The 25428-nt window shown below is 73.8% G+C and carries 23 protein-coding genes; 6 read left to right on the top strand and 17 right to left on the bottom strand.

Translation table 11 applies throughout. The features are described from left to right. Positions 1-33 precede the first annotated feature (33 nt). The gene (locus ACIRBY_RS34565) at positions 34-255 is read left to right on the top strand and encodes a DUF1918 domain-containing protein (protein ID WP_403908230.1); all 222 of its coding nucleotides are present in this window, start codon (positions 34-36) and stop codon (positions 253-255) included. Positions 256-271: 16 nt separating this feature from the next. Here ACIRBY_RS34565 and ACIRBY_RS34560 read toward each other — a convergent pair whose 3' ends face one another. Continuing rightward, the gene (locus tag ACIRBY_RS34560) at positions 272-1537 is read right to left on the bottom strand and encodes a glycoside hydrolase family 10 protein (protein ID WP_403908228.1); all 1266 of its coding nucleotides are present in this window, start codon (positions 1535-1537) and stop codon (positions 272-274) included. A gap of 155 nt (positions 1538-1692) precedes the next feature. On the opposite strand from ACIRBY_RS34560, the gene ACIRBY_RS34555 reads away from it, so the two are divergent. Next, positions 1693-2595 (top strand): 3-hydroxybutyryl-CoA dehydrogenase, encoded by a 903-nt coding sequence (locus tag ACIRBY_RS34555; RefSeq protein ID WP_403908226.1) that lies wholly within the window; start codon positions 1693-1695, stop codon positions 2593-2595. 45 nt (positions 2596-2640) lie between these two features. Here ACIRBY_RS34555 and ACIRBY_RS34550 read toward each other — a convergent pair whose 3' ends face one another. The 9 genes from ACIRBY_RS34550 to infC all read right to left on the bottom strand — a co-directional run bounded on the left by ACIRBY_RS34550 (position 2641) and on the right by infC (position 12613). Continuing rightward, positions 2641-3177: an NUDIX domain-containing protein gene (locus tag ACIRBY_RS34550; protein ID WP_403908224.1), complete on the bottom strand. Its 537-nt coding sequence runs from the start codon at positions 3175-3177 to the stop codon at positions 2641-2643. Positions 3178-3229: 52 nt separating this feature from the next. After that, entirely contained in the window at positions 3230-4567 is a 1338-nt protein-coding gene (locus tag ACIRBY_RS34545) for a transcriptional regulator (RefSeq protein ID WP_403908222.1), read from the bottom strand. A gap of 539 nt (positions 4568-5106) precedes the next feature. Continuing rightward, positions 5107-7635, bottom strand: coding sequence for a phenylalanine--tRNA ligase subunit beta (gene pheT, locus ACIRBY_RS34540; RefSeq protein WP_403908220.1), 2529 nt, complete (start codon positions 7633-7635; stop codon positions 5107-5109). Continuing rightward, the gene (pheS, locus tag ACIRBY_RS34535; RefSeq protein ID WP_042819419.1) at positions 7635-8762 is read right to left on the bottom strand and encodes a phenylalanine--tRNA ligase subunit alpha; all 1128 of its coding nucleotides are present in this window, start codon (positions 8760-8762) and stop codon (positions 7635-7637) included. Before pheS ends, pheT begins: the two co-directional genes overlap by 1 nt. Positions 8763-8938: 176 nt before the next feature. Then, positions 8939-10063, bottom strand: coding sequence for an ATP-binding protein (locus ACIRBY_RS34530; RefSeq protein WP_403908217.1), 1125 nt, complete (start codon positions 10061-10063; stop codon positions 8939-8941). A gap of 55 nt (positions 10064-10118) precedes the next feature. After that, the gene (locus ACIRBY_RS34525; protein ID WP_403908215.1) at positions 10119-10976 is read right to left on the bottom strand and encodes a TrmH family RNA methyltransferase; all 858 of its coding nucleotides are present in this window, start codon (positions 10974-10976) and stop codon (positions 10119-10121) included. A 133-nt stretch (positions 10977-11109) separates the two neighbouring features. Then, positions 11110-11496 carry a 50S ribosomal protein L20 gene (gene rplT / locus ACIRBY_RS34520; RefSeq protein ID WP_403908213.1) on the bottom strand — a complete coding sequence of 129 codons (387 nt, stop codon included), beginning with the start codon at positions 11494-11496 and terminating at the stop codon, positions 11110-11112. Positions 11497-11597: 101 nt separating this feature from the next. After that, on the bottom strand, positions 11598-11792 hold the full coding sequence (rpmI, locus tag ACIRBY_RS34515) for a 50S ribosomal protein L35 (RefSeq protein ID WP_030387121.1): 195 nt from the start codon (positions 11790-11792) through the stop codon (positions 11598-11600). Positions 11793-11896: 104 nt separating this feature from the next. Then, positions 11897-12613, bottom strand: coding sequence for a translation initiation factor IF-3 (gene infC / locus ACIRBY_RS34510; RefSeq protein WP_365148078.1), 717 nt, complete (start codon positions 12611-12613; stop codon positions 11897-11899). Positions 12614-12939: 326 nt separating this feature from the next. On the opposite strand from infC, the gene ACIRBY_RS34505 reads away from it, so the two are divergent. Further along, on the top strand, positions 12940-13305 hold the full coding sequence (locus ACIRBY_RS34505; RefSeq protein ID WP_403908211.1) for a DUF1844 domain-containing protein: 366 nt from the start codon (positions 12940-12942) through the stop codon (positions 13303-13305). An 85-nt stretch (positions 13306-13390) separates the two neighbouring features. Here ACIRBY_RS34505 and ACIRBY_RS34500 read toward each other — a convergent pair whose 3' ends face one another. The 3 genes from ACIRBY_RS34500 to ACIRBY_RS34490 are packed head-to-tail and all read right to left on the bottom strand — an operon-like array spanning position 13391 to position 16209. Further along, a complete protein-coding gene (locus ACIRBY_RS34500) occupies positions 13391-14131 on the bottom strand; it encodes an SseB family protein (protein WP_403908209.1) in 741 nt (246 codons plus the stop codon). 12 nt (positions 14132-14143) lie between these two features. Continuing rightward, positions 14144-15403, bottom strand: coding sequence for a type VII secretion-associated serine protease mycosin (mycP, locus tag ACIRBY_RS34495; RefSeq protein ID WP_403908207.1), 1260 nt, complete (start codon positions 15401-15403; stop codon positions 14144-14146). Continuing rightward, positions 15400-16209 carry a hypothetical protein gene (locus ACIRBY_RS34490; protein ID WP_403908205.1) on the bottom strand — a complete coding sequence of 270 codons (810 nt, stop codon included), beginning with the start codon at positions 16207-16209 and terminating at the stop codon, positions 15400-15402. The genes mycP and ACIRBY_RS34490 overlap by 4 nt, the downstream gene beginning before the upstream one ends. A 495-nt stretch (positions 16210-16704) precedes the next feature. Between ACIRBY_RS34490 and ACIRBY_RS34485 the strand changes: the two genes are divergently transcribed. Beyond that, positions 16705-17898 carry an amino acid deaminase/aldolase gene (locus ACIRBY_RS34485; RefSeq protein ID WP_403908203.1) on the top strand — a complete coding sequence of 398 codons (1194 nt, stop codon included), beginning with the start codon at positions 16705-16707 and terminating at the stop codon, positions 17896-17898. Here the strand turns inward: ACIRBY_RS34485 and ACIRBY_RS34480 are convergent. The 4 genes from ACIRBY_RS34480 to ACIRBY_RS34465 all read right to left on the bottom strand — a co-directional run bounded on the left by ACIRBY_RS34480 (position 17895) and on the right by ACIRBY_RS34465 (position 22927). Further along, positions 17895-19175: a haloacid dehalogenase-like hydrolase gene (locus ACIRBY_RS34480; protein ID WP_403908201.1), complete on the bottom strand. Its 1281-nt coding sequence runs from the start codon at positions 19173-19175 to the stop codon at positions 17895-17897. The two genes, ACIRBY_RS34485 and ACIRBY_RS34480, sit on opposite strands and share 4 nt — an antisense overlap. Positions 19176-19317: 142 nt before the next feature. Continuing rightward, the gene (locus ACIRBY_RS34475; RefSeq protein WP_042812402.1) at positions 19318-20112 is read right to left on the bottom strand and encodes a 3-oxoacyl-ACP reductase; all 795 of its coding nucleotides are present in this window, start codon (positions 20110-20112) and stop codon (positions 19318-19320) included. A gap of 6 nt (positions 20113-20118) precedes the next feature. Beyond that, entirely contained in the window at positions 20119-21498 is a 1380-nt protein-coding gene (locus ACIRBY_RS34470; protein ID WP_403908199.1) for an aldehyde dehydrogenase family protein, read from the bottom strand. 64 nt (positions 21499-21562) lie between these two features. Then, on the bottom strand, positions 21563-22927 hold the full coding sequence (locus ACIRBY_RS34465) for a glutamine synthetase family protein (RefSeq protein ID WP_403908197.1): 1365 nt from the start codon (positions 22925-22927) through the stop codon (positions 21563-21565). A gap of 77 nt (positions 22928-23004) precedes the next feature. Here ACIRBY_RS34465 and ACIRBY_RS34460 point away from each other — a divergent pair, with 77 nt between their 5' ends. Beyond that, positions 23005-23751, top strand: a complete 747-nt coding sequence (locus tag ACIRBY_RS34460; protein ID WP_403908195.1) for a FadR/GntR family transcriptional regulator — start codon at positions 23005-23007, stop codon at positions 23749-23751. A 156-nt stretch (positions 23752-23907) separates the two neighbouring features. Next, positions 23908-25374, top strand: coding sequence for an ethanolamine permease (gene eat / locus ACIRBY_RS34455; RefSeq protein WP_403908193.1), 1467 nt, complete (start codon positions 23908-23910; stop codon positions 25372-25374). Positions 25375-25428: the final 54 nt, after the last annotated feature.

Raw genomic sequence — 25428 nt, 5'->3', positions numbered from 1 at the left:
ACCGGATCGACCTGTTCCGAGGGAGGTCAGCAGATGCGAGCGACCGAGGGCGACCAGCTGGTGCAGCACGGCAGGGTTGTGGGCCAGCACGACAGGGTGGGCGAGATCGTCGAGGTACTGGGCGAGAACGGCGCGCCCCCGTACCGGGTGCACTTCCCGGACGGGCACGACGCCGTGATGTCCCCCGGTCCCGACTGCGTGGTACGCCACCCGGACAGGCCCGAGGGGAAGTCCACCACCGCCACCTGGCACTGATCAGCCTGACACCGGATCAGCGCGGCGCCGCCACCTCCTGGTAGTGGTCGGCGACGACCCGGGCCATGGCTCCGTTGGGGTCCGCGACCACCTGCTTCGCCGAGAAGTAGACGTGGCCGCGGACCTCCGCGTACCGCTTGGCGAAGGCCAGGTGCTTCGACAGCTCCGCCGGATCGCGCCAGGCGGCCGTGGAGCTGTGGGCGTCGCAGCGGTACAGCGCCTCGCCGACGTAGAGGTCCACGCCCGTCCCCGCGACCGTCCGCGCCCACCAGGGCACGATCGCCGCGTAGTCGGCCTGCGGGTGGCCGAGCTGCCAGTACGCCTGCGGCACGATGTAGTCGATCCAGCCCTCGGTGACCCACTTGCGGGTGTCCGCGTACAGGTCGTCGTACGTCTGCACGCCCGCCCGGGTCGGCGAGCCGAGCGGGTCGGTCTCCTGGTTGCGCCACACCGCGAAGGGGCTGACCCCGAACCGTGCCGACGGGCGGACCCGGCGGAGCCGCTGCGCCATCTCCGACACGAGGGTGTCGGTGTTGTGGCGGCGCCAGGCGGCGCGGGTGCCGAAGGAGGCCCCGTAGTCCGCGTAGGCCTCGTCGTCGTCGAAGTACTCCCCCTCCACCGGGTACGGGTAGAAGTAGTCGTCCCAGTGCACCCCGTCGACCGGGTAGCGGGAGACCGCGTCGAGCATCGCCTCCTGCACGAAGGCCCGCACCTGCGGCAGCCCGGGGTTGTAGTAGAGCTTGCCGCCGTACGGGACGACCCAGCCGGGGTTGCGGCGGGCGGGGTGCGCGGCGGCCAGCCGGGAGGGGTCGGTGTGGTTGGCCACCCGGTACGGGTTGAACCAGGCGTGCAGCTCCAACCCCCGGGCGTGCGCCTCGGCGACCGCCGTGCCCAGCGGGTCCCAGCCCGGGTCCTTGCCCTGCGTCCCGGTCAGCCACTGCGACCAGGGCTCGCGCGCCGAGGGCCAGAACGAGTCGGCGGCCGGCCGGACCTGGAGGACCACGGCGTTCAGCCGGCGCCGGACGGCGGTGTCCAGGAGCGCGGTCAGCTCCGCGCGCTGCTCCCGGGCGGACAGCCCCGACGCGGAGGGCCAGTCCACGTTCTGTACGGTCGCGATCCACATCCCCCGGAACTCCCGGGCCGCCGCCCGGCCCGCTCCCCCGCCGCCCGGCCGCGGCGCCCGCGCCGGGGCGGGGGCCGCCCCCGCCGGGCCCGCGCCCGCCGCCGCGGCCAGCGCCCCCGCCGCTCCCGCCAGCAGCCCCCGCCGTCCGATGTGCGTCATGTGACGACTCCGTTCCACTCCGTGACAACGTCTCGCGAACGCCCAGCATGCACGCCCCGCCCCCTCACCGGCGGGAAGGACGGGAGTAACGTCGGGGGGCGTGGCGGGCGCCGGGGTGCAGTTACCACTGCCGAACAACGGGGGACCCGCGATGGATGAGCAGCGAAAGGCACGATGTGACGGACCTCTCTACCCTTGCGACCGACATCACCAAGGTCGGCGTGGTGGGCTGTGGCCAGATGGGCGCGGGCATCGCTGAGGTGTGCGCCCGCAGCGGTCTTGAGGTGAAGGTCGCCGAGACCACCGGCGAGGCCCTGGAGATCGGGCGCACCCGGCTGCACAACTCGCTGACCAAGGCCGCCGAACGCGGCAAGATCAGCGAGGAGGAGCGGGACGCCACCCTGGCCCGCCTCACCTTCACCACCGATCTCGGCGAGTTCCACGACCGCGACCTCGTCATCGAGGCCGTCGTCGAGAACGAGCAGGTCAAGACGGAGATCTTCCAGGTCCTCGACCAGGTGATCACCCGCCCGGACGCGATCCTGGCGTCCAACACCTCCTCGATCCCGCTGGTCAAGCTGGCCGTCGCGACCTCGCGGCCGGACCAGGTCATCGGCATCCACTTCTTCAACCCGGCGCCCGTGCAGCGGCTCGTCGAGCTGATCCCGGCGCTGACGACGGGCGAGGAGACCGTCAAGCGGGCCGAGGCCCTGGTCCGGGACGTGCTGGGCAAGCACGCCGTCCGCGCCCAGGACCGGTCCGGCTTCGTGGTCAACGCCCTCCTCGTCCCGTACCTGCTGTCGGCGATCCGGATGTTCGAGTCCGGCATCGCGAGCCGCGAGGACATCGACAACGGCATGGAGCTGGGCTGCGCCCACCCCATGGGCCCGCTGAAGCTGTCCGACCTGATCGGCCTGGACACCATCGCGTCCATCGCCGACTCGATGTACGCCGAGTACAAGGAGCCGCTGTACGCCGCTCCCCCGCTGCTGCAGCGGATGGTCGACGCGGGCCGCCTGGGCCGCAAGACGGGCTCGGGCTTCTACCCGTACGGCTGACCCTCCCTGGGGCGGCCCGCCGGGGCGGCCCGTCCGGCCGGCCCGCTACGGCCGACCCAGCCGGAGGTGGTGCAGCAGGAGCAGCCCGGCCGCCATGTTGGCGGCCGGGACCTCCCCCCGCCCGATCAGGTCCGGTACGAGCTTCAGCGGCACCCACTCGCGGCGCGAGGACTCGAAACCGTCCTCCGGTTCCCCGATGAGGGTGGCCCCGTCCGCCCAGTAGAGGTGGTGGCGGGCGTCCGTCAGCCCGTTGGAGGGCTCGACGGTCATCAGGTGGTGGAGCGGGCCGGGCCGCCAGCCCGACTCCTCCTCCATCTCCCGGGCGGCCGCCGCCTCCGGGGACTCCCCGTCCTCGACCACCCCGGCGGGCAGCTCCCAGCCCCAGCTGTCCGTGATGAACCGGTGCCGCCACAGCAGCAGCACCTCGTCGGCCTCGTTGACGGCCGTGGCCACCGCGACCGGCCGCAGCCGGATGACGAAGTGGTCCAGGTGCCGGCCGTCGGGGAGTTCCACGTCCGCGAGGTTCACGTCGAACCAGCGGTTCTTGTACACGGTCTGCTCACTCAGGTTCGTCCACTGCACGGTCGTGCCGCCTTCCGGTTCGTAGGTGGCAACATGGCAGCAGCTCGGACCGTCACAGGGGAACGCGCAGCGCCCCGTCGATGAGGTCGGCGGTCTCCTGCGCACCGGCGCAGCCGCTGGTCAGCAGGGCCTCCCGGACCGTGCGCAGCCGGTCGCGCAGCCGCAGCGACTCCATCCCCCGGGCGCGTTCGGCCATTTCGGCCGCCGAGGCCGCCGCACGGTCCGCTTCCCCCTGGCGCAGCTGGATCTCGCACAGCATGGCCAGCCGGTGCACCCGCCCGCGGTCGTGCGCCGGGGTGCCGACGGCCTCGGCCGCCTGCTCGTGCGCGCCGTCCAGGTCCCCCAGGCTCAGCAGCGCCTCCGCCACCTGGACGTTGACCAGTCCGGGCTGGACGTAGCCCGTCTCGGCGGGCTCGGTGCCGGGCCGGATCCGCTCGGCGGCGGCCTCCGCGCGCCGGATGCAGGCCAGGGCGGCCGCGGTGTCCCCGAGTTGGGCGTAGGCCTTGGCCTGCATCGCGTACAGGTCGGCGGCCAGCGCCGGGGTGATCCGGCTGCCGGCGGCCCGCAGCGCGGCCTCCGCGAAGGCCACCGCCTGGCGGAAGTCCCGCAGGTGCAGGGACTGGTTGACCAGCAGGGCGATCACGTACGCCCCGAGCCCCCGGTCCCCGCTGGCCTTGGCCAGGCGCAGGGCCTGGTGGAAGTAGCGCTGGGCGAGGCCGTGCGCGTCGGAGTCGTACGCGCAGATGCCCGCGACGGCCACCAGCGACCCGGTGGCGCGGTACAGCCGGCGGCCGAGGTCGTCGGGGTAACTGCCGCGCAGCATCGGGGCGGTCTCGCTGCCGAGGAAGCGGACGATGCGGGCCCGGGTGGCCATCCCGCCGGCCCGGCGGTACATCAGCTCGTAGTGGGCCCGCGAGGCCCGCAGGATCTCGATGTGCTCGGGGCCGATCCGGTGCGCGCCCGAGCGGGACACGTCGGCGTCCTCGGGCGGGTTCTCCCACTCCCACACGGGGATCACGGCGGGGGTTCCGGTGAGGGCGTGCGCGGTGAGCTGCGCGGGCCGGCCCAGTTCGTCGGAGCGCCACAGGGCGGTGGCCCGGTCCACGAAGCCGCTGAGCCGGGTGGCGTGCGGGGTCTGCCCGCCGGGGACGCCGAGGCCGATGTCGTCGAGGCCCACGGGGCGGTGCAGGCGTCCGCCCAGCACCTCGCAGATGAGGTCGGGCACCTGGCCGCGGGGGCGCTGCCCCTTCAACCAGCGCGAGACCGCGGTGTGTTCGTAGCGCAGCGCGAGTCCGCGGGACCGTCCCGCCTGGTTGACGTGCGCGGCGAGTCCGGCGTGTGACATGCCCGCCTCGGCGAGGAGGGCGTCGAGCAGGGCGTTGGGCTGCATGGGCCCCTCCAAGGGCTCGTCGGCTCCAGGCTAGTGGCTGAGCGGTGCCCTCGGGGTGCGGTGCGTCCAATTCACACGGGGTGTGAAACAAGAACGCGCATAAATGCGATACGCACCCTGCCGCGAGGGGGCCGCGGCGCGGTTCACTGAAGAGCCTCGCCAAGGAGGCCGCCCGGTCGTCGGCTCCCCCTCGTACAGTGCGACGACCCGGCACCGCGCCGCCCGCCCTGCTGTCTGCCCGACACTCCATGGCGGGCGGGCGGCGCACCACGGCTCCGCGGGGCCGCCCGGTTGGTCGCCGGGCCCCCGCCCGAGCCGGCCGGTTCCGCACCGGGTCCGTCCACCGGCCCGGTGCGGAGCGGCAGCTCCGGTGACACGGATCCGCCCGGGCCGTTCCACTCCCCCCGGCGGGGCGGGTCCGGTCCCCGGGGCGGAGCCGCCCGCACTCCCACCCGGACGGGTGAACCCCGTCCCGGCATGCCGGAGGGGCCCGTCCGGTGGTCCGGACGGGCCCCTCAGCGGGTCCTGCTCACGGCGGGTCAGGCGCCGCGCAGCACCGCCCCGGTCCGCTCGCCGGCGAGGGCCACCGCCGCGTCGCGCGCGGCCGTGGACTCCTCGGCGGTCAGGGTGCGGTCGGGCGCGCGGAAGCGCAGGGCGTACGCGAGGGACTTCTTGCCCTCGCCGACCTGCTCACCGGTGAACACGTCGAACAGCCGCAGCGATTCGAGGAGTTCGCCGGCGCCCTGGCGCAGCGCGGCCTCCACGGCCGCGGCCGGGACGGACGCGTCGACGATCAGCGCGACGTCCTGGGTCGCCACCGGGAAGGTGGAGATCCGGGGCGCCTGGAGGGCCTCGCCGCCGGCCGCCGCGAGGCGGTCGAGGTCGAGCTCCATGGCGCTGGTGCGCGCCGGCAGGCCGAGGGCCTTGACCACGCGCGGGTGCAGCTCGCCGGCGTGGCCGACGACCGTCTCGACGCCGTCGAGGGTCACGACCAGCTCGGCGCAGCGGCCGGGGTGCCACGGCCCGTACTGGCCCTGGCGGACGACCAGCTCGGCGCCGGCCTCGACGGCCAGCGCGCGGGCGGCCTGGACCGCGTCGGCCCAGTCGGCCGGACGGCCCTTGCCCCACCAGCCGGCCTGCTCGCGGGCGCCGGCCAGCACGACCGCGGCGTGGCGCGGCTGCGCGGGCAGGGCCGCGTCCAGGGTGGCGATCTCCTCGTCCGTGGGACGGCGGTCGACCGGCAGCCGTACGGCGGCACCCGGCTGCCCGCCGGCCCTGAAGACCGAGCCGGTCTCGAAGAGGGCCAGGTCGTGGCTGCCGCGGCTGTCGTTGCGGCGCAGCGCGCCGAGCAGGCCCGGCAGCAGCGTGGTGCGCAGCGCCGGCTCCTCGTCGGAGAGCGGGTTGACCAGCTTGACCACCCGGCGGCTCGCGTCGTCCGCGGGCAGCTGGAGCTGGTCGAAGACGCCCTCGCCGATGAACGGGTAGCTGAGCGCCTCGACGTAGCCGGCGCCGGCCAGGGCGCGGCCGACGCGGCGGTGCAGCTGCTGGCGCGGGGTCAGGCCGCGGCCGGAGGGCACCTGCGGGAGGGTGGAGGGGAGGTTCCCGTAGCCCTCCAGGCGGATGACCTCCTCGGCGAGGTCGTTGGGCGCGGCGAGGTCGGGCCGCCACGAGGGGACGGTGACGACGAGCTCGTCCTGGCCGTAGACGTCGCAGCCGATCTCCTGGAGGCGGCGCACGACGGTCTCGCGGCCGTACTCCATGCCCGCGACCCGGTCCGGGTGGTCGGCGCGCATCGCGATGGTGCGCGGGGCACCCGGGGCGATGAGCTCGGTGACCCCGGCCTCGGCGGTGCCGCCGGCGAGCAGCACGAGGAGGTCCACGGTGCGCTGGGCGGCCGCGGCGGCGGCCATCGGGTCGACGCCGCGCTCGAAGCGCTTGGAGGCCTCGGAGGACAGCTTCAGGCGGCGGGCGGTGCGCGAGATCGACACGGAGTCGAAGTGCGCGGCCTCGATGACCACGTCGGTGGTGCCCGTGACGGCGCCGGTCTCCGGGTCGGTGACGGAGTCGGCGATCTCGGTGTCGGCGCCGCCCATGACGCCGGCGAGCCCGATCGGGCCGCTGTTGTCGGTGATCACCAGGTCCTCGGCGTCGAGGGTCCGCTTGACCCCGTCGAGGGTGGTGAACTTCTCGCCCTGCTCGGCACGGCGGACGCCGATCTCGCCGTCGAGGCGGGAGCGGTCGTAGGCGTGCAGGGGCTGGCCGAGTTCGAGCATCACGTAGTTGGTGATGTCGACGGCGAGCGAGATCGGGCGCATGCCGGCCTTCTGGAGGCGGCGGGTGAGCCAGATCGGGGAGCGCGCCTCGGGGTCGAGGCCGGTCACCGTGCGGGCGGTGAAGCGGTCGCAGCCCTGCGGGTCGGAGATCTTCACCGCGTAGCCGTACGAGTTCGGCGCGGGGACGTCCAGCAGCGCCGGGTCGCGCAGCGGCAGGCCGTAGGCGGTGGCGGCCTCGCGGGCCACACCGCGCATCGACATGCAGTAGCCGCGGTCCGGGGTGATGTCGATGTCGAGGACCTCGTCGACGAGCTGGAGCAGCTCGATCGCGTCGGTGCCCGGCTCGTACTCCGGCGGCAGCACGATGATGCCGTGCGTGCCGTCGTCGCCCATGCCCAGCTCCTCGCCGGAGCAGATCATGCCGTGGGAGGTCTTGCCGTACGTCTTGCGCGAGGCGATCGCGAAGTCGCCGGGCAGGACGGCGCCGGGCAGGACCACGACGACCTTGTCGCCGACGGAGAAGTTGCGGGCGCCGCAGACGATCTCCTGCGGCTCGCCGGTGCCGTTGGCCCGGCCGACGTCGACCGTGCAGAAGCGGATGGGCTTGCGGAAGCCCTCGAGCTCCTCGATGGTCAGCACCTGGCCGACGACGAGGGGGCCCGTGAGGCCGGCGCCGAGCGTCTCGACGGTCTCGACCTCGAGGCCGGCGTCGACGAGCTTGGCGGCCACGTCGCGGCCGGTCTCACCCGCGGGGAGGTCGACGTACTCCCGCAGCCAGGAAAGCGGGACGCGCATCAGATCTCACTCCCGAACGGCCGGGTGAAGCGCACGTCACCCTCGACCATGTCTCGCATGTCTTCAACATTGTGGCGGAACATCAGCATCCGCTCGATGCCGAACCCGAAGGCGAAGCCGCTGTACTTCTCGGGGTCCACACCGCAGGCGACGAGCACCTTCGGGTTGACCATGCCGCAGCCGCCGAGCTCGATCCAGCCCTCGCTGGAGCAGGTACGGCAGGGGCGGTCGGGGTTGCCCACCGACGCGCCGCGGCAGACGTAGCACTGCATGTCCATCTCGGCGGACGGCTCGGTGAACGGGAAGAAGTGCGGGCGCAGGCGCGTGGTGGTCTGCTCCCCGAAGAGCTCCTTGACCATGTGGTCGATGGTGCCCTTGAGGTCGGCCATGGTCAGGCCCTCGTCGACGGCGAGGAGCTCGACCTGGTGGAAGACCGGGGTGTGCGTCGCGTCGAGCTCGTCGGTGCGGTACACGCGGCCCGGGCAGACGATGTAGACGGGGGGCTTGCGCTCCAGCAGCGAGCGCGCCTGCACCGGGGAGGTGTGGGTGCGCAGCACGACGCCGGACTCGTCGCCCTGGGTGCCCTCGGGGCCCTGGACGAAGAAGGTGTCCTGCATCTGGCGCGCCGGGTGGTCGGGGGTGAAGTTGAGGGCGTCGAAGTTGAACCACTCCGCCTCGACCTCGGGGCCCTCCGCGACCTCGTAGCCCATGCCGACGAAGATGTCCGCGATGCGGTCCATCAGCGTGGTCAGCGGGTGGCGGGCGCCGGCGGGCACGCGGTCGTAGGGCAGCGTGACGTCCACCGCCTCCTCGACCAGCACCCGCTCGTCGCGCTCGGCCTCCAGGGCGACCGTGCGGGCCCCGAAGGCCTTGTTCACGGCGCCGCGGGCCTGTCCGACGCGCTTGCCCGCCTCGGCCTTGGCCTGGGGCGGCAGGGCGCCGATCTCGCGGTTGGCGAGCGCGAGGGGCGAGCGGTCGCCCATGTGCGCGGTCTTCGCCTCGCGGAGCTCGTCGAGGTCGCCGGCGGACGCGAAGGCGGCGAGCGCCTCGTCCCGCATGCGCTCGATCTCTTCCGGTTTCAGTGCCTCGACCTCGACAGGGTCGTACGACTTGTTCGGTGCCGACATCTCTTCCCGTACTTCCGATGGCTGGCTGGTGGGTCCCCGCACGACTCGCGCGACTCGCACGACTCGATCGCTGATCGGCGTGATCGGCACAAGGACACAAGGGTGCCAAAGGACGAGTCTAAGGGCCGCCGGGGGTGAGGAAGCCCGTGGGCCGCCTGGCGGGACTCTCCGCAGGGTTACTGGGTGAGGTAGGCCGGCGCGCTCACGGGCAGCATAAATCGGAACTCCGCGCCGCCGCCGGGTCCGCGCCCGACGGTGATGGTGCCGCCGTGGGCCTCCACGATGCCCTTGACGATGTACAGGCCCAGGCCGGTGCCGCCGCGCTTGCTCCCCCGCCAGAAGCGGGTGAAGACGCGGCCCATCGACTCCTCGGGGATCCCGGGGCCTTCGTCGGTCACGGTGACGGCTGTTCCCTTCTCGTACGGCGCTACGTCGATGGTGACCGTTCCGTCGCCGTGCCGCACCGCATTTTCGAGGAGGTTGCCCAGGATCTGGTCGATCTTGTCCGGGTCGGCCCACAGGTCGGGCAGCGGGCGGCTGACGCGCACGAGGAACCGGTCGGGGGCCTGGCCGTTCGCGGTGAGGGCCTGGACGTGCCGACCGACGGCCGCGGCGATGTCCACCGGCTGCCGGCGCACCTCCAGGCGGCCCGAGTCGATGCGGGAGATGTCGAGGAGCTCCGCGATCAGGCGGGTGACCCGGTTGGCGTCCGCGTCGACGGTCTCCAGCATCAGCCGCTTCTGGTCGTCGGTGAACCGCTCCCACTTGGCGAGCAGGGTCGCCGTGAACCCCTTGACGGAGGTCAGCGGGGAGCGCAGCTCGTGCGCGACGGTCGCGATCAGCTCGGCGTGGCTGCGCTCGGTGCGGCGGCGGGCCTCGGTGCCGCGCAGGGTGACCACGAGGCGGCTCAGCGGGCCGGTGGGGTGGGTGCGCACGTACCGGGCGGAGACCAGCACCTCGCGGCCGCCGGGGAGCAGCAGGTTGCGCTCGGGCTGGCCGCGCCGGGTGGCGAGGCCGCCGTACGGGTCGGTCAGCGCCCACCAGCGGCGGCCTTCGAGGTCCTCCAGCGGGAGCGCCCGCTCGATGCGGGCGCCGAGGGCCTCGCCGGCCGCGATGGCGGTGATCCGGGAGGCGGCCCGGTTGAAGCAGACGACGTGCCCGGTGCGGTCCGCGACGACGAGCCCGTCGGGGAGCTCGTCGGGGTCGACGGCGAAGACCTCTCCGGGGGTGCCCCGCAGCCGTTCCGCGCCCGGCCCTGCGGCCCCCTCGGTCACCGGCGAGCTGTTCGTGCCGACGGTCATGTCCCCGTACCCCACATCTCCGGGTAGCGCAGTGGGCCCCCGGACGGCCACATTACTAGCTGGGGGTCACGGAGCGGCACCCTCCGGGCGCCCGCTGTGCACGCGCGGACGCGTAGAGGCACACGGCGGCGGCGGTGGCGAGGTTCAGGCTCTCGGCCTTGCCGTGGATCGGGACCCGTACGACGGCGTCCGCGAGCGCCCGGGTCTCCTCGGGCAGGCCCCAGGCCTCGTTGCCGAAGACCCAGGCCGACGGGCCCCCCATGGTGCCGGCGTCCAGCTCGGCGTCGAGGTCGTCCTGCCCGGCCCCGTCGGCCGCGAGGATCCGCACGCCGGCCGCCCGCAGCCCCGCCACGGCCTGCTCGACGGGGACGCCGACGGCCACCGGGAGGTGGAAGAGGGAGCCCACGGAGGCGCGGACGGACTTGGGGTTGTAGAGGTCGACCGAGGCGTCGGTCAGCACCACCGCGTCGGCGCCCGCGGCGTCCGCGCAGCGCAGGACGGTGCCGGCGTTCCCGGGGTCGCGGACGTGGGCGAGGACGGCGACGAGCTTCGGGCCGGAGCGGAGGATCTCCTCGAAGGGGGAGTCCAGGAAGTGGCAGACGCCGACGAGGCCCTGCGGGGTGACGGTCTGCGAGACCTCGGCGAGCACCTCGTCGGAGGCGTAGTGCACGCGCGCCCCGCCCAGCAGGGCGGCCTCGACGATGTCGGCGTAGCGCTCGGCGGCCTCGACGGTGGCGAACAGCTCGATCAGGGTCGCGCCCTGGGACCCGCGGTGCTCGACCGCCTCGCGGACGGCCTGGGGGCCCTCGGCGAGGAACCGGCGCTCCTTCGTGCGGAAGTTGCGCCGCGCCAGCCGCCGTGCGGCGGCCACCCGCGGGGATCGGGGGGAGATCAGCTCGGCGGGGGTGGGCATGGGTCTCAGGTTCTCTCTCGGGTGGTCCGGTGCGCGGCTGCGGCCGGGCGGGGCGGGGCGAACGCACACGGACCCGCAGGCGAGCGCCTGCGGGTCCGTGGGTGCCGGCCCCGGTATCGGGCCGGCGAATGCCTTACGCGGCGGCCTTGGGCGCGTTCACGTCGGCCGGGAGGGCCTTCTGCGCGACCTCGACGAGCGCGGCGAACGCGTTGGCGTCGTTGACGGCCAGCTCGGCCAGCATCTTGCGGTCCACCTCGACGTTGGCGGCCTTCAGACCCTGGATGAGGCGGTTGTACGTCATGCCGTTCTGGCGGGCAGCGGCGTTGATGCGCTGGATCCACAGCTGACGGAAGTCGCCCTTGCGCTTCTTGCGGTCGTTGAAGTTGTAGACCAGCGAGTGGGTGACCTGCTCCTTGGCCTTGCGGTACAGGCGCGAACGCTGACCGCGGTAGCCGGAGGCCGCCTCGAGGATCGCCCGGCGCTTCTTGTGGGCGTTTACTGCCCGCTTGACGCGTGCCACTTTTTAACTCCTTGTAGCGGGGCCGTGGTTGTCTTCACACGGCCCGAATTCGATGGGGTCCCGGTCTTGACGTCCCGCCCCCGCAGAGGGGCGGAAGGACGTCACTTGCCGAGAAGCTTCTTGATCTTCGCGGCGTCGCCGGGGGCCATCTCCGCGGTGCCGGTCAGGCGGCGGGTGACACGGGACGACTTGTGCTCGAGCAGGTGGCGCTTGCCGGCGCGCTCACGGAGCACCTTGCCGGAGCCGGTGATCTTGAAGCGCTTCTTGGAACCGCTGTGCGTCTTGTTCTTCGGCATAGCGCCGTTATCTCCTCGTCGGTGGCGCTCCCACCGGCCCGCGGGGGGCCGGCTGACGGGAGCGTCATGTTGTGTGGGTGATCCGAGACGGGCTCGCCTCGGAATCAGGCCTCGGGGTTCGCCTCGGCCTCGGCCTCGGCGGCCTCGTCAGAGACGACCTCGGCGGTCTCCGCCTCGACCGGGGCGGCCTCCTCGGAAGGGGCCTCCTCGCCGGCGGCGGCGACACCCTGGCGCTCGGCCTTGCGGGCGGCCTGCGCCTCGCGGGCTTCGGCCATCGCCTCGGTCTTCTTCTTGTGCGGACCGAGAACCATGATCATGTTCCGGCCGTCCTGCTTCGGGTTCGACTCGATGAAGCCGAGGTCCTCGACGTCCGAAGCGAGACGCTGCAGCAGTCGGTAGCCGAGCTCCGGCCGGGACTGCTCGCGACCACGGAACATGATCGTGATCTTGACCTTGTCGCCCTGCTTGAGGAACCGAACGACGTGACCCTTCTTGGTGTCGTAGTCGTGCGGGTCGATCTTCGGCCGGAGCTTCATCTCCTTGATGACCGTGTGCGCCTGGTTCTTGCGCGCCTCACGGGCCTTCATGGCCGACTCGTACTTGAACTTGCCGTAGTCCATGAGCTTGCAGACCGGCGGGCGAGCGGAGGCCGCGACCTCGACCAGGTCCAGGTCGTACTCCTGCGCGAGCTCAAGCGCCTTCGCAAGCGGAACAATGCCCACCTGTTCGCCGCTGGGACCGACGAGTCGCACCTCAGGGACGCGAATCCGATCGTTGATGCGGGGCTCGGTGCTGATGGATCCTCCTCGGTAGCACCACACGGCTGTCTGGGCAGACAACCGCTGACGTCTTCTGTCGTCAGACCTCAACCGCGGCGGAGAAAGAAAAATGCCCCGCCGGGCACAGGCAGGGGCTCCAAAACAACCGGAGCACCGCCGCGTGCGAACCGCGGGGCGCAACTCGGCGGCCTTCCATCGTCCGTACGGAACGATGGATACCGCCTGACCGGATGACCCGCCTCCCCGGAGGGTGGTCGGGTGGGAGATCGGAGCCTCCACTTGTGGGCCGGGCACACAGGTGTCCGGCCGGTCGATGTACATACTACCCCACGCGTGGCAAGGCCGCCGCACGACCTATCGTGGAGCGCATGACTGACGCGACGCCCTCCGATTCCACCACTCCCGACTACGACGAGATGACCCGCGACATCGCGGACGTCCCGGCCGTCGAGGTCATCACCACGGTGGCCGTCCACCTGCTGAGCGCCGCGGCGGTCAACCTGGGCCTGGACAAGCCGGACTCCGAGCACAAGGACCTCGACGAGGCCCGCAAGCTGATCACCGCCCTGGCCGGCCTGGTCACCGCCAGCGCCACCGAGGTCAGCTCCTTCCACGCGGCCCCGCTGCGCGACGGCCTGAAGTCGCTCCAGCTGGCCTTCCGCGAGGCCTCCCTCGTCCCGGACGAGCCGGGCCAGGGCCCGGGCGAGAAGTTCACGGGCCCCGTCTACGCCTGATCCCGTCCCCCCGGATTCCGTTTCGTACGCCGAAGGGCCGCCCGCGAGCTGTCGCGGGCGGCCCTTCGGCGTGCGTACGGGCTCCTCAGCGGGAGAAGAGCGGCTCGCCCGGCGGGACCGGGGCGTCGGCCGGCAGGAGCGCCAGGTCCAGGCCGCGCACGAGGCGCCCGCGCAGGGTCTCGTCCGCCGCGAGGGCCTCGGCCACCCGGCGGGCGGCGGGGCCGACGGGCGCCCCGTCGGACAGCACGATGGCGAGGGTGCCGTCGGCGGCGGCCCCGCCCGGCCCCAGGTGGGCGCGGAGCACGGCCGGCTCGGCGGCCACCGCGGCCCGCACCGCCCCGCGCACGGCGGGGTCGGCCAGCGGGTCGGCGTCCGTGCGCCCCTCGGCCAGTGCGAGCAGCGCGGGGCCGGTCAGCTGGTACGGGACGGGGCCGGCCAGGTCGAGGACGATCGTGTCGGCCTTCTCGTGCGCGGCGGCGGCCAGGGCCTGGTGCAGCGGGACCGCCACCGGGCGGGCCGCCGGGTCCCACAGCGCCAGCGAGGCGATGGAGGTGAAGGCGGGCAGCGCCCGGCGGTTCCCCGCGGTCAGGGTGGGGACGGCCATGTCGCTGGTCTTCTCGCGCTTCAGGCCGGTCTCGGGGTCCGTCTCGACCTCGCCGAGCACCGCCACGACGGGCACCAGCAGGCGGGCGTCCTTCAGGGCCGCCAGCAGCTGCGGCTCGTTGGCCCGGTCCTCGGCCCAAGCGGCCAGGGCCGCGCTCAGCCGGGGGTCGGCGGTGCCGTCGTCGTCGGAGAATCCGGGGTCTGGAATGTTCTTGGTCGCCACAATGGACCGACCCTATCCCGCCGGGGGGAAGGACGGTTCCCCGGCGTCCCGCCGTGCGGCACGCGGCCGCCGGGCCAGTACGGCGGCCAGCACCAGCAGCGCCGCTCCCCCGGCGGCGGCGGCCGGGGCGGTCGCCCGGGAGGGCCTGCCAGCCGCGTGGACCGGGTCGGGGCCGGGACCGAAGAAGCGCCGGCCGGCCGGGACGGCGGCGGGGGCCGGGGCCTCGGGGCGCAGCGCGCCGGCGGCCTGGAGGGCTGCGACGGGGTCCACGGTGCCGTGGCCCCGGGCGTCGTCGCGGCCGCCGGCCGGGCGGGCGTCGGCGGTGTCCTCCAGCAGCTTCTTGACCTGCGCCGGGGACAGGCCGGGGTGGGCGGCCTCGACCAGGGCCACGACCCCGGAGACGAAGGCGGCGGCGGCGCTGGTGCCCCAGCCCTCGTAGTAGGCGCGGTCCGGGTCGGCGATGACCACGTCGACGCCGGGGGCGCTGACGGTGGCGTACCAGTGGCGGGTGGAGAAGGGGGCCTTGCGGCCCTGGCGGTCGACGGCGGCGACCGCGATGACCCCGGGGTAGGCGGCGGGGTAGGAGGTGTGGTCGCCGCGCTCCCCGCCGTTGCCCGCGGAGGCGACGACGACCACGCCCTTGCCGAGGGCGTACTGGACGGCCTCGTCCTCGGCGGGTTCGTGGTGGGCGGAGTCGCTGTCGTCGCCGAGCGACAGGTTGATCACGTCGGCGCCGTGGTCGGCGGCCCAGCGGATGCCTTCGGCGAGGGCCCCGGACTTGCTGTCGCGGGCTTTGGCGCGCCCCGGGTCGCCCTCTTCGAGGATCACCCGGACCGGGAGGATCCGGGCGCGCGGGGCGATGCCGAGGACGCCCTGGCCGCGGTCGGGGCCGTGTCCGTGGCCCGCGATGATGCTCGCCATCGCCGTGCCGTGGCGGGCCCAGGCGCGGTCGCCGCGGCCGGCGCCCATGCCGACGAGGTCGGTGCCCTCCAGGACCTGGCCGTCGAGGTCGGGGTGGGTGGGGTCGACGCCGGTGTCGAGGACGGCGACGGTGATCCCGTCGCCCTGGGTGATGCCCCAGGCCTCCTCGGCGCGCAGGGCCAGCAGGCCCCACTGCCGGTCGCGGATGGTGTCGGCGGCGGCGGGCGGCACGGCGGCGGCCACGAACAGCGCGGCCAGCGCCGCGACGGCCCCGGCGGCCCGGAGGGGCCTGCGCGGGGCGGACGCCGGCTCCGGTGCGGCGGGCGGGGCCGGGCGGGGGGTGGGGTTCATCCGAGGGGCTCCTGGCGCGGCTGCCGTGCGGCGGCCCGTGCGGTGGGGTCGGTGCCGGAGGGTGCGGCGAGGGCGCCGAGGGCGCGTTCGACGCGGACCGCGAGGGCCTTGGCCTCGTGGCCCAGGCCCGCTTCGGCGACGGTGCCGGTGGCTCCGGGGCGGGCCGCTTCCTCCGCCGGGACGGGGGCGTCCATGGCGCGGCCGTCGGCGAAGGCGGAGACGGCGTAGACGACGGCGGGGGCCTCGGCGACGACGCCGGCCGTCCAGGCGGCGCGCCGGGAGTCGGCGTACTCGTAGGCGGGCGGGGCGGGGAGGCGGCCGCGCAGGCCGTCCATGGCCCGGGCGTCGGCCGGGGTGAAGACCAGGCCGACGGTGATCAGGGTGCTGCGGGTGGAGTCCGTGTAGGTGGCGCGCAGCACGCGGGTGCAGCCGGTGGCGGTGAGCGCGGCGCGCCAGTCGGCGGGGAGGGCGGCGGCGCAGTCGGCGTCGGGGGCGAGGGCGATCCGGGTCCAGGTGCGGCTCGCGCCGCCGGGGCCGGCCTCGCGGTCCTCGACCACCGGCGGCAGGAGGCCGTCCACGGGGGCGGTGTGCCAGAGGGACGCGGCCTGGCGGTAGGCGGCGTCGGGCGGCAGCGGGCGGTGGTCGGCGCGGTACCGGCTCCAGGTGGTGGCGGTGCCCCCGGCGAGGAGGGCGGAGCCGAGCAGGGCGCAGGTGACGGCGGCGACGACCCGGCCGGGGTGGCGGCGCGGGGGCGGGGGCTGCCCGGGGTCGCCCAGGACCTCGGTCCGTGGTGTGGTCGTGGTCATCCGGCGGCTCCGCCCCCCGTTCCGTACGGCTGCCTGCCCGTACTCTACGGGGCCGTCGCCGTCGCCCCGGCCGCGCGGTGGCCGGGCCCGGGGCCCCGCGGCCCCGCCGTCGTCCGGGCCGCGGGGTCCGGGAGGCACCCCGGGGGTGCCGCCCGGCGGCGGAGGGCCGGGTGGGGGGCGGAGCCCCCCGGGGTTGCCCCCGGCGCCGGCCGGAGGGCCGGGTCCGGGGCGGAGCCCCCGGCGTGCCACCGGCGCCGGCCCGAGGGCGGCGCCGGGCGGAGCCCCCGGGGGTGCCCCCGGCCCCAGCCGGAGGCGCCGGGGCGCGGCGGCGCCCCCGGGGCCGGCCGGAGGGCGGGGCGGGGAGAGGGCCCCGCGCGGCGGCGCGGGGCGGCCGGCGGCCGGAGTGGGGCTGCGCGCGGCGGGGCGGTCCGGGGTCGGCAGCCCCGGCTGTGCGGGGGCTACCCGGCGGTACGCCGGTCTGGCAAGCTGCCGCCCATGACTTCGGACCGGGCCCGGTACGACCGGGCGACCGCGCACCTCGACGCGCCCCTGGCCATCGTGGATCTGGACGCCTTCGACGCGAACGCCGCCGATCTGGTGCGGAGGGCCGGCGGGAAGCCGGTCCGGGTCGCCAGCAAGTCCGTGCGGTGCCGGGCGCTCCTCGAACGGGTGTTGGCCCGGCCGGGGTTCGCGGGGATCATGTCGTACACGCTGGCCGAGTCGCTGTGGCTCGCGCGGTCCGGTTTCGAGGACGTGCTGCTGGCCTATCCGTCCGCGGACCGGGCGGGGTTCGGGGAGCTGGCGGGTGACGCGAAGCTCGCCGCGGCCGTGACCGTGATGGTCGACGATCCCGCGCAGTTGGACGTCATCGAGCGCTCGCGGGCCGGCGGGGCCGAGGAGATCCGGGTCTGTCTGGAACTCGACACCTCCCTGCGGCTGTTGGGCGGCCGGGTCCGGATCGGGGCGCGGCGCTCGCCCCTGCGGGAGCCGGGGCAGCTGGCGGAGCTGGCGCGGGCGGTGGCCTCGCGGCCGGGGTTCCGGGTGGTGGGGCTGATGGCGTACGAGGGGCACGTGGCCGGGGTCGGGGACGCGGTGGCCGGGCGGCCGGTGCGCTCGCGGATGATCCGGCTGATGCAGGGCGCGGCCCGCAGGGAGCTGGCGGCGCGGCGGGCCGAGGTGGTGCGGGCCGTGCGGTCGGTGGTGCCGGACCTGGAGTTCGTCAACGGCGGCGGTACGGGGAGCGTGGCGGAGACGGCCGCCGAGGAGGCGGTGACGGAGATCGCGGCCGGCTCGGGGCTGTACGTGCCGCGGCTGTTCGACAACTACACCTCGTTCCGGGGGCGTCCGGCCGCGCTGTTCGCGCAGCCGGTGGTGCGTCGGCCCGGGGTGGGGGTGGTGACCGTGCTGGGCGGCGGCTATCCGGCCTCGGGGGCGGCGGGGGCGGACCGGCTCCCGGTGCCCTACCTGCCCGCGGGCCTGCGCTACGACCCGCAGGAGGGGGCGGGGGAGGTGCAGACCCCGCTGCTGGGCGGCCCGGCCGACGACCTGCTGATCGGCGACCGGGTCTGGTTCCGGCACGCGAAGGCCGGGGAGCTGTGCGAGCGGTTCGAGACCCTCCACCTGGTGGAGGGCGACCGGGTCACGGCGTCCGTCCCGACCTATCGGGGCGAGGGGCGGGCCTTCCTCTAGAACACGGTGTCCGTCTGGTCGGGGATGACGCTCGTGTCGCCCCGGCGGACGGGGGCCGGCGTGCCGTCGTGGTCGGTGTACGCGGTGGTGGAGCAGGGGTACGGGCCGGTCTTCTGCTTCTTGGGCTCGATGAACATGGGGTTCACGATCCACTTGCCGTCGCTGTTGTCGTAGGCGCGGCACATGAGTTCGTTCTTGTTGCGGTTGACCACCAGGCGCAGGGCGGTGGCGTCGCGCAGGAAGGTGACGTCGGTGTCGGAGTCGCCGGCCGCGAAGACCTGGCGCCGGGCGGCGGGCTGGACCTTCTCGGCGGCCGCGCCGCGGACGCCGAAGACCTCCTTGTTGATCCAGCAGCGCTTGCCGTCCACGTAGGTGATCATCGAGTCGGCGCCGTCGGCGACGGACCCGCAGCCCTGGAGGTGGGGGGTGAGCTTCCCGTCCCGGGTGGTGTTGCGGATGCCGATGACGTGGTCGGCCCCGATGCCGGTGCCCTGGGCCCAGACCTCGACGACGGGCTGCGGGGAGGCGGAGCTGATCCAGACGTCGAAGCCGGCGCGCTGGAGGCTCTTGACGAGGTCGCGCTGCTGGTCGTAGTAGCGGACCCAGCCGGTGGCGGTGCCGGTGCCGACCTGCTGCTTGGTGCCGACGGGCGCGGCGAGGTTCTCGGTGCGGGCGGCGGCGGCGAAGCCGCGGACCTGGTGGGCGGTCCAGCCCTGGAGGAGCTGGGGCAGCCAGGCGTAGGCGGGTTCGATGGTGCGGTGGTCCCAGCCGGCGAAGGCGGCGGCGCCGGTGCGGGTGGCGGAGGTGCCGTAGACGGCGTTGATCTCGTCGGCGCAGGCCGCGCCCGCGGGGGTGCCGGTGGGCAGGGGGGCTCCGGGGCGGGCGAGGGGGCCGCAGGCGGTGGTGAGGGCCTGGGCGGCGGCGGGGGTGAGGTAGCGGCTGGTGCCCTTCCAGTCGGCGGGCTGGCGGACCTTCCCGTTGCGCAGGAGCCAGAACATGGTGGCGTCGCCGACGTCGTTCTTGACGACGGTGTTGTCCCAGTCGAAGACGGCGACGGGCTTGGTGCGGCCGGGGCGGTACGGGTTGCAGCTGCCGTACTGGTCGATGAGCTGCTGGAGCCGGGCCTGGTTGTCCCCGTACCAGCCCGCGGCGAGCTTCGGGGTGGTGCAGGCGGCGGGTGCGGCCTGGGCGGGGGCGGCCGCGGTGAGGGCTGCGGCGGCCATCGCGAGGGCGGCGCCGGCCGCCTGGATCCGGCGGCGGGTGCGGGGTCGGGTCACGGGGGTGGGCGCTCCTGGTTCTCGTACGAGATCGTCGGGGACGGTAGGGCACGACAGCCGGGCGTCGTGTGACACCCGGCTGTCGTGGGGGTGGTGCCGAGGTGAACGTTGGGTGTTCACCGGGCCCATGGGCGGAGTCGGCCTACAGGGGGGTGACGTACGCGCCGGAGATGCCGCCGTCGACCAGGAAGTCGGTGGCGTTGATGAAGGAGGAGTCGTCGCTGGCGAGGAAGGCGACGGCGGCGGCGATCTCGGTGGGCTCGGCGAAGCGGCCGAGGGGGATGTGCACGAGGCGGCGGGCGGCCCGCTCGGGGTCCTTGGCGAACAGCTCCTGGAGCAGAGGGGTGTTGACGGGTCCCGGGCACAGGGCGTTGACGCGGATGCCCTCGCGGGCGAACTGGACGCCGAGTTCGCGGGACATGGCGAGGACGCCGCCCTTGGAGGCGGTGTAGGAGATCTGGGAGGTGGCGGCGCCCATGATGGCGACGAAGGAGGCGGTGTTGATGATGGAGCCGCGGCCCTGGCGCTGCATGTAGGGGAGGGCGGCCTTGCAGCAGAGGTAGACGGAGGTGAGGTTGACGTCCTGGACGCGGCGCCAGGCGTCGAGCTCGGTGGTGAGGATGGAGTCGTCGTCCGGGGGCGAGATGCCGGCGTTGTTGAAGGCGATGTCGACGGAGCCGTAGGTGTCGAAGGCCGTCTTGAAGAGGGCGTCGACCTGCTCCTTGTCGGTGACGTCGACCTGGACGAAGGTGCCGCCGACCTCCTCGGCGGCGGCCTTGCCGGCGAGGGGGTCGATGTCGGCGCAGACGACGTTGGCGCCCTCGGAGGCCAGGCGGCGGGCGGTGGCGAGGCCGATGCCGCTGCCGGCTCCGGTGATGACGGCGGTGCGGCCGACCAGGCGGCGGCAGACGATCTCTTCGTTGGTCTGGCTGGACATGGGTGCTCAGGCCTCCGTGCTGATGAAGACGTTCTTGGTCTCGGTGAATGCGGTGAGGGCGTCGGGTCCGAGCTCGCGGCCGAGCCCGGACTGCTTGTATCCGCCGAAGGGGGTCCAGTAGCGGACGCTGCTGTGGGAGTTGACGGAGAGGTTGCCGGCCTGGACGGCGCGGGAGACGCGCAGGGCGCGGCCGACGTCGCGGGTCCAGAGGGAGCCGGAGAGGCCGTACTCGGTGGCGTTGGCGAGGCGTACGGCGTCCTCCTCGTCCTCGAAGGGGAGGACGACGGCGACGGGTCCGAAGACCTCCTCGGCGGCCACGGGCGCGGCGGGGTCGACGTCGGTGATCAGGGTCGGCGGGTACCAGAACCCGGGGCCCTCGGGGGCGGTGCCCCGGACGGCCTTGAGGTCGTCGGTGACGTAGGCGCGGACGCGCTCCAGCTGGGCGGCCGAGATCAGCGGGCCCATCTGGGTCTTCTCGTCGAGCGGGTCGCCCACGACCACCGAGGTGAGGGCCGGGGTGACGAGGTCGAGGAAGCGGTCGTGGACGGAGCGCTGGACGAGGATCCGGGTGCGGGCGCAGCAGTCCTGGCCGGTGTTGTCGAGGTAGGCCATGGGGGCGGCGGCCGCCGCCGTTTCGAGGTCGGCGTCGGCGAAGACGATGTTGGGGCTCTTGCCGCCGAGTTCGAGGGTGACCCGCTTCACCCGGTCGGCGCACTTGGACATGATCTGCTTGCCGACCCGGGTGGAGCCGGTGAAGACGATCTTCGCGACTCCGGGGTGTTCTACGAGCGCGTCGCCGGTGACCGCCCCGTGGCCGGGGAGCACCTGGAAGAGGTGTTCGGGGATCCCGGCGTCGAGGGCGAGTTCGGCGAGGCGCAGCGCGGTGAGGGGGGTGGTCTCGGCGGGCTTGAGGATGACGGCGTTGCCCGCGGCGAGGGCGGGCGCCAGACCCCAGGCGGCGATCGGCATGGGGAAGTTCCAGGGCGCGATCACGCCGATGACGCCGAGGGGTTCGAGGAAGGTGACGTCGATGCCCCCCGCGACGGGGATCTGGCGTCCGGAGAGCCGTTCCACTCCCCCGGCGGCGAAGTCCAGCAGGTCGCGGACGTTGCCCGCTTCCCAGCGGGCGTTGCCGAGGGTGTGGCCGGCTTCCCGGACCTCCAGCCGGGCCAGTTCCTCGAGGTGTCCGTCGACGACCGCGGCGAAGCGGCGCAGGACGCGCGCCCGGTCGGCGGGGGCGGCCGCGGCCCAGCCGCGCTGGGCGGCCGTGGCGCGTGCGACGGCTCTGTCGACGTCGTCCCGTGTGGCGGCCGGGACGGTGGCGACGAGTTCCTCGGTGGCCGGGTTGAGCACCCTCAGGTGGGAGGGGTCCAGCGCTTCGGACACGTGGTGCCTTTCTGGGGTCGGTGCGGGGCGGGCCGGTGCGGGGCGGGCCGGTGCGGGCGCGGGGTTACAGGCGTTCGAAGGAGCGGCGCCGCTCCCAGTCGGTGACCGCGGAGTCGTAGGCGTCCAGTTCGACGCGGGCCATGTTGCGGTAGTGGGCGACGACCTCGGGGCCGAAGGCGGCCTTGGCGATCTCGCTGTTCTCCCAGAGTTCCGCCGCCTCGCGCAGGGTGGTGGGGACGTGGGCGAAGTCCGCGGTGTAGGCGTTGCCGGCGCAGGCCTCGGGGAGTTCGAGGCGGTTCTCCACGCCGTAGATGCCGGCCGCGACCAGGCCCGCGACGGCGAGGTAGGGGTTGACGTCGCCGCCGGGGAGGCGGTTCTCGAAGCGCATGGAGCGGCCGTGGCCGACCACTCGGAGGGCGCAGGTCCGGTTGTCGACGCCCCAGGCGACGGCGGTGGGGGCGAAGGAACCCGGGCGGAAACGCTTGTACGAGTTGATGTTGGGGGCGTAGAGAAGGGAGAAGTCGCGCAGCGCCGCCAGCTGGCCGGCCAGGAAGTGCCGCATCAGCGGTGACATGCCCCCTGGTCCGTCCCCGGCCATGGCGTTGCGTCCGTCGGCGTCGGTGAGCGAGAGGTGGATGTGACAGGAGTTGCCCTCGCGCTCGTCGAACTTGGCCATGAAGGTGAGCGAGACGCCTTCCTGGGAGGCGATCTCCTTGGCCCCGGTCTTGTAGACGGAGTGCTGGTCGCAGGTGGTGAGCGCCTCGTCGTAGCGGAAGGCGATCTCGTGCTGGCCGAGGTTGCACTCGCCCTTGGCGGACTCGACGACCAGGCCGGCGGCCTGCATCTCGTTGCGGATCCGGCGCAGCAGGGGTTCGATGCGGCCGGTGCCGAGGACGGAGTAGTCGATGTTGTACTGGTTGGCGGGGGTCAGGCCGCGGTAGTCGGCGTTCCAGGCCTTCTCGTAGGTGTCCTGGAAGACCATGAACTCCAGCTCGGTGCCGACCATGGCGGTGTAGCCGTGTCCGGCGAGGCGTTCGAGCTGGCGGCGCAGGATCTGGCGGGGCGCGGCGACGACGGGGGTGCCGTCGTGCCAGGCGAGGTCCGCGAGGACGAAGGCGCTGCCGGGGTTCCAGGGGATGCGGCGGAGGGTGGCGAGGTCGGGGTGCATGGCGAAGTCGCCGTAGCCCCGGTCCCAGGAGGACATCTCGTAGCCGTCGACGGTGTTCATGTCGGTGTCGACGGCGAGGAGGTAGTTGCAGCCCTCGGTGCCGTGGTCGAGGACCTCGTCCAGGAAGAACTGTGCGGCGAACCGCTTGCCCTGAAGACGTCCCTGCATGTCGGGGAAGGCCAGGACGACTGTGTCGATCTCACCGCTGGCGACGAGGGCACGGAGCTCCTCGGGCGCGAGCGGCGGCTTGCGGTCTACCACGGGGATCTCTCCTTCGGTGAGCCGAGGAGGCCTAAGGTATTGAACAGAACCATTGCTTGGGAAGAGGAGGAGCCGAGATGACCGGGACGGCGGGTGACGGGGGCGCGGTCGCGCGGCTCAATCCCGTGCTGCGGCAGGTGCGGGCGGGCAACGGTTTCGAGGAGGCGCTCGAACAGATCCTCCAGGTGGTCCGGCTGGGACTGGTGCCGGGCGGGGAACGACTGCCGCCGGAGCGGGAGTTGGCGGAGCGGATGGGGATCAGCCGGGTCACCCTGCGCGAGGTGCTGAAGGTCCTCCAGGACCAGGGCCTGGTGGAGGCCCGGCGCGGCCGGTACGGGGGCACCTTCGTGCTGGCCCGCCCCGACACCCCCGCCGGCGGCGCGGAGGAGGAGCTGCGGCGGCGCGTGGCGGGGGTGGACATCGAGGACGTGCTGCGCTTCCGCGAGGTCCTGGAGGTGGGCGCGGCGGGGCTGTGCGCCTCGCAGGGCCTCTCCGAGGAGGGCTCCGAGCGGCTGCTGGCCTCCCTCGCCGCCACCCACGACGCGCCGCTCGCCGAGTACCGCCGCCAGGACACGCTCTTCCACCTGGCGCTGTGCGAACTGGCCGGCTCGGCCAGCCTGACGGCCCAGTACGCGGCCGTCCGGGCCCGGGTCAACGACCTGCTGGACTGCATCCCGCTGCTGGTGCGCAACCTGGAGCACTCCCAGCAGCAGCACACCGCGCTGGTGGAGGCGGTGCTGGAGCGCGACGCGGAGGGGGCGCGGGCGGTGATGCGCGAGCACTGCTGCGGCACGGCGGCCCTGCTGCGCGGGTTCCTGGCCTGAGACGGACGGGATGGGACGGGATGGGACGGGAGAGGTTTTCGTAACCCCTGTTTAACGCAAGGGTCTTGCGCGCTCCACTCCCTTGACGCAAAGGTACGCCTCACAACCATTGCATGCCTCACCCCGTTCCCCCCGAGGCCCTAGGCAGGAGCGCACATGGCCGAAGAAACCGCACCCGCGCCGCCCCACTCCGCACCGGACGCCGCAGCCGGCGCGGACGCCGCCTACCTGGAGCGCCGGACCCTGCGCCGCGGCAGCGCGGGCTGGCTGCTGCTGACGGGACTGGGCGTCGCCTACGTCGTCTCCGGGGACTACTCCGGTTGGAACGTGGGCCTGTCCAAGGGCGGCTTCGGCGGCCTCGCCATCGCCACCGTGCTCATGGGCGCCATGTACGCCTGCCTGGTCTTCTCCCTCGCCGAGCTGTCCACGATCCTGCCGACGGCGGGCGGCGGCTACGGCTTCGCCCGCCGCGCGCTGGGCCCCTGGGGCGGCTTCCTCACCGGCACCGCCATCCTCATCGAGTACGTCCTGGCCCCGGCGGCGATCGTCATCTTCATCGGCGACTACGTGGAATCCCTGGGCCTGTTCGGGCTGACCTCCGGCTGGCCGGTCTACCTCGGGTGCTTCGTCGTCTTCATCGGCGTCCACCTGTGGGGCGTGGGCGAGGCCCTGCGGTTCAGCCTGATCGTCACCGCCGTCGCCGTCGCCGCCCTGCTGGTCTTCGCCTTCGGGGCGCTCACGGACTTCGACGCGGGCTCCCTCGACGACATCCCCGTCGACCCCGGCGCCTTCGGGTCCGGCTCCTGGCTGCCCTTCGGCGTCCTCGGCATCTGGGCCGCGTTCCCCTTCGGCATGTGGTTCTTCCTCGGCGTCGAGGGCGTGCCGCTCGCCGCCGAGGAGGCCAAGGACCCGGTCCGCTCCATGCCGAAGGCGCTGGCCATCTCCATGGGCGTCCTCGCCCTCCTGGCCCTGGTCACCTTCTTCGCGGCCACCGGCGCCCACGGCGCCGACGCCGTCAAGTCCGCCGGGAACCCCCTGGTCGTGGCCCTGGAAGGGGACGGCGGCCCGACCGCCCTGAGCCGCTTCGTCAACTACGCGGGCCTGGCGGGCCTCGTCGCCTCCTTCTTCTCCCTCATCTACGCCGGCTCCCGCCAGCTGTTCGCCCTCTCCCGCGCCGGCTACCTGCCGCGCTTCCTGTCCCTCACCTCGCGGCGCAAGGCCCCCTACCTCGGACTGGTGATCCCCGGCGCCCTCGGCTTCGCCCTCGCGGCGGCCACCGGCAACGGGGCGCGGATGCTGAACATCGCGGTGTTCGGGGCGACCATCTCCTACGCCCTGATGGCCCTCTCCCACATCGTGCTGCGCCGCCGCGAGCCCGGCCTGGAGCGTCCGTACCGCACCCCAGGAGGGGTGCTGACCTCGTCCGCCGCCTTCGTCCTCGCCCTGTCGGCGCTGGTGGCCACCTTCCTGGTGGACGTCGAGGCGGCGCTCATCGCCCTCGCCGTGTACGCCGTCGCCCTCGCCTACTTCGCCTTCTACAGCCGCCACCGCCTCGTCGCCTCGGCCCCCGAGGAGGAGTTCGCCGCGCTTGCGGAAGCCGAGGCGGAGTTGACCCGCGACTGAAATCCTGGCCCCGCACCCCCCGCTCCGCTGTCCGGCACCACCCTGGAGGTAACA

Origin of the sequence: Streptomyces sp. NPDC096136, assembly GCF_044763325.1 — a bacterium.
Classification (GTDB): Bacteria; Actinomycetota; Actinomycetes; order Streptomycetales; family Streptomycetaceae; genus Streptomyces.
This window is presented reverse-complemented; position numbering and strand designations above follow the sequence as displayed.

What these genes read in the sequence shown, in the direction of transcription:
- ACIRBY_RS34565 (WP_403908230.1), top strand. Translation starts at nt 34, where the DNA reads ATGCGAGCGACCGAGGGCGACCAGCTGGTGCAGCACGGCAGGGTTGTG.
- ACIRBY_RS34560 (WP_403908228.1), bottom strand. Translation starts at nt 1,537, where the DNA reads ATGACGCACATCGGACGGCGGGGGCTGCTGGCGGGAGCGGCGGGGGCG.
- ACIRBY_RS34555 (WP_403908226.1), top strand. Translation starts at nt 1,693, where the DNA reads ATGAGCAGCGAAAGGCACGATGTGACGGACCTCTCTACCCTTGCGACC.
- ACIRBY_RS34545 (WP_403908222.1), bottom strand. Translation starts at nt 4,567, where the DNA reads ATGCAGCCCAACGCCCTGCTCGACGCCCTCCTCGCCGAGGCGGGCATG.
- pheT (WP_403908220.1), bottom strand. Translation starts at nt 7,635, where the DNA reads ATGCGCGTCCCGCTTTCCTGGCTGCGGGAGTACGTCGACCTCCCCGCG.
- pheS (WP_042819419.1), bottom strand. Translation starts at nt 8,762, where the DNA reads ATGTCGGCACCGAACAAGTCGTACGACCCTGTCGAGGTCGAGGCACTG.
- ACIRBY_RS34530 (WP_403908217.1), bottom strand. Translation starts at nt 10,063, where the DNA reads ATGACCGTCGGCACGAACAGCTCGCCGGTGACCGAGGGGGCCGCAGGG.
- ACIRBY_RS34525 (WP_403908215.1), bottom strand. Translation starts at nt 10,976, where the DNA reads ATGCCCACCCCCGCCGAGCTGATCTCCCCCCGATCCCCGCGGGTGGCC.
- rpmI (WP_030387121.1), bottom strand. Translation starts at nt 11,792, where the DNA reads ATGCCGAAGAACAAGACGCACAGCGGTTCCAAGAAGCGCTTCAAGATC.
- ACIRBY_RS34505 (WP_403908211.1), top strand. Translation starts at nt 12,940, where the DNA reads ATGACTGACGCGACGCCCTCCGATTCCACCACTCCCGACTACGACGAG.
- mycP (WP_403908207.1), bottom strand. Translation starts at nt 15,403, where the DNA reads ATGAACCCCACCCCCCGCCCGGCCCCGCCCGCCGCACCGGAGCCGGCG.
- ACIRBY_RS34490 (WP_403908205.1), bottom strand. Translation starts at nt 16,209, where the DNA reads ATGACCACGACCACACCACGGACCGAGGTCCTGGGCGACCCCGGGCAG.
- ACIRBY_RS34485 (WP_403908203.1), top strand. Translation starts at nt 16,705, where the DNA reads ATGACTTCGGACCGGGCCCGGTACGACCGGGCGACCGCGCACCTCGAC.
- ACIRBY_RS34475 (WP_042812402.1), bottom strand. Translation starts at nt 20,112, where the DNA reads ATGTCCAGCCAGACCAACGAAGAGATCGTCTGCCGCCGCCTGGTCGGC.
- ACIRBY_RS34460 (WP_403908195.1), top strand. Translation starts at nt 23,005, where the DNA reads ATGACCGGGACGGCGGGTGACGGGGGCGCGGTCGCGCGGCTCAATCCC.
- eat (WP_403908193.1), top strand. Translation starts at nt 23,908, where the DNA reads ATGGCCGAAGAAACCGCACCCGCGCCGCCCCACTCCGCACCGGACGCC.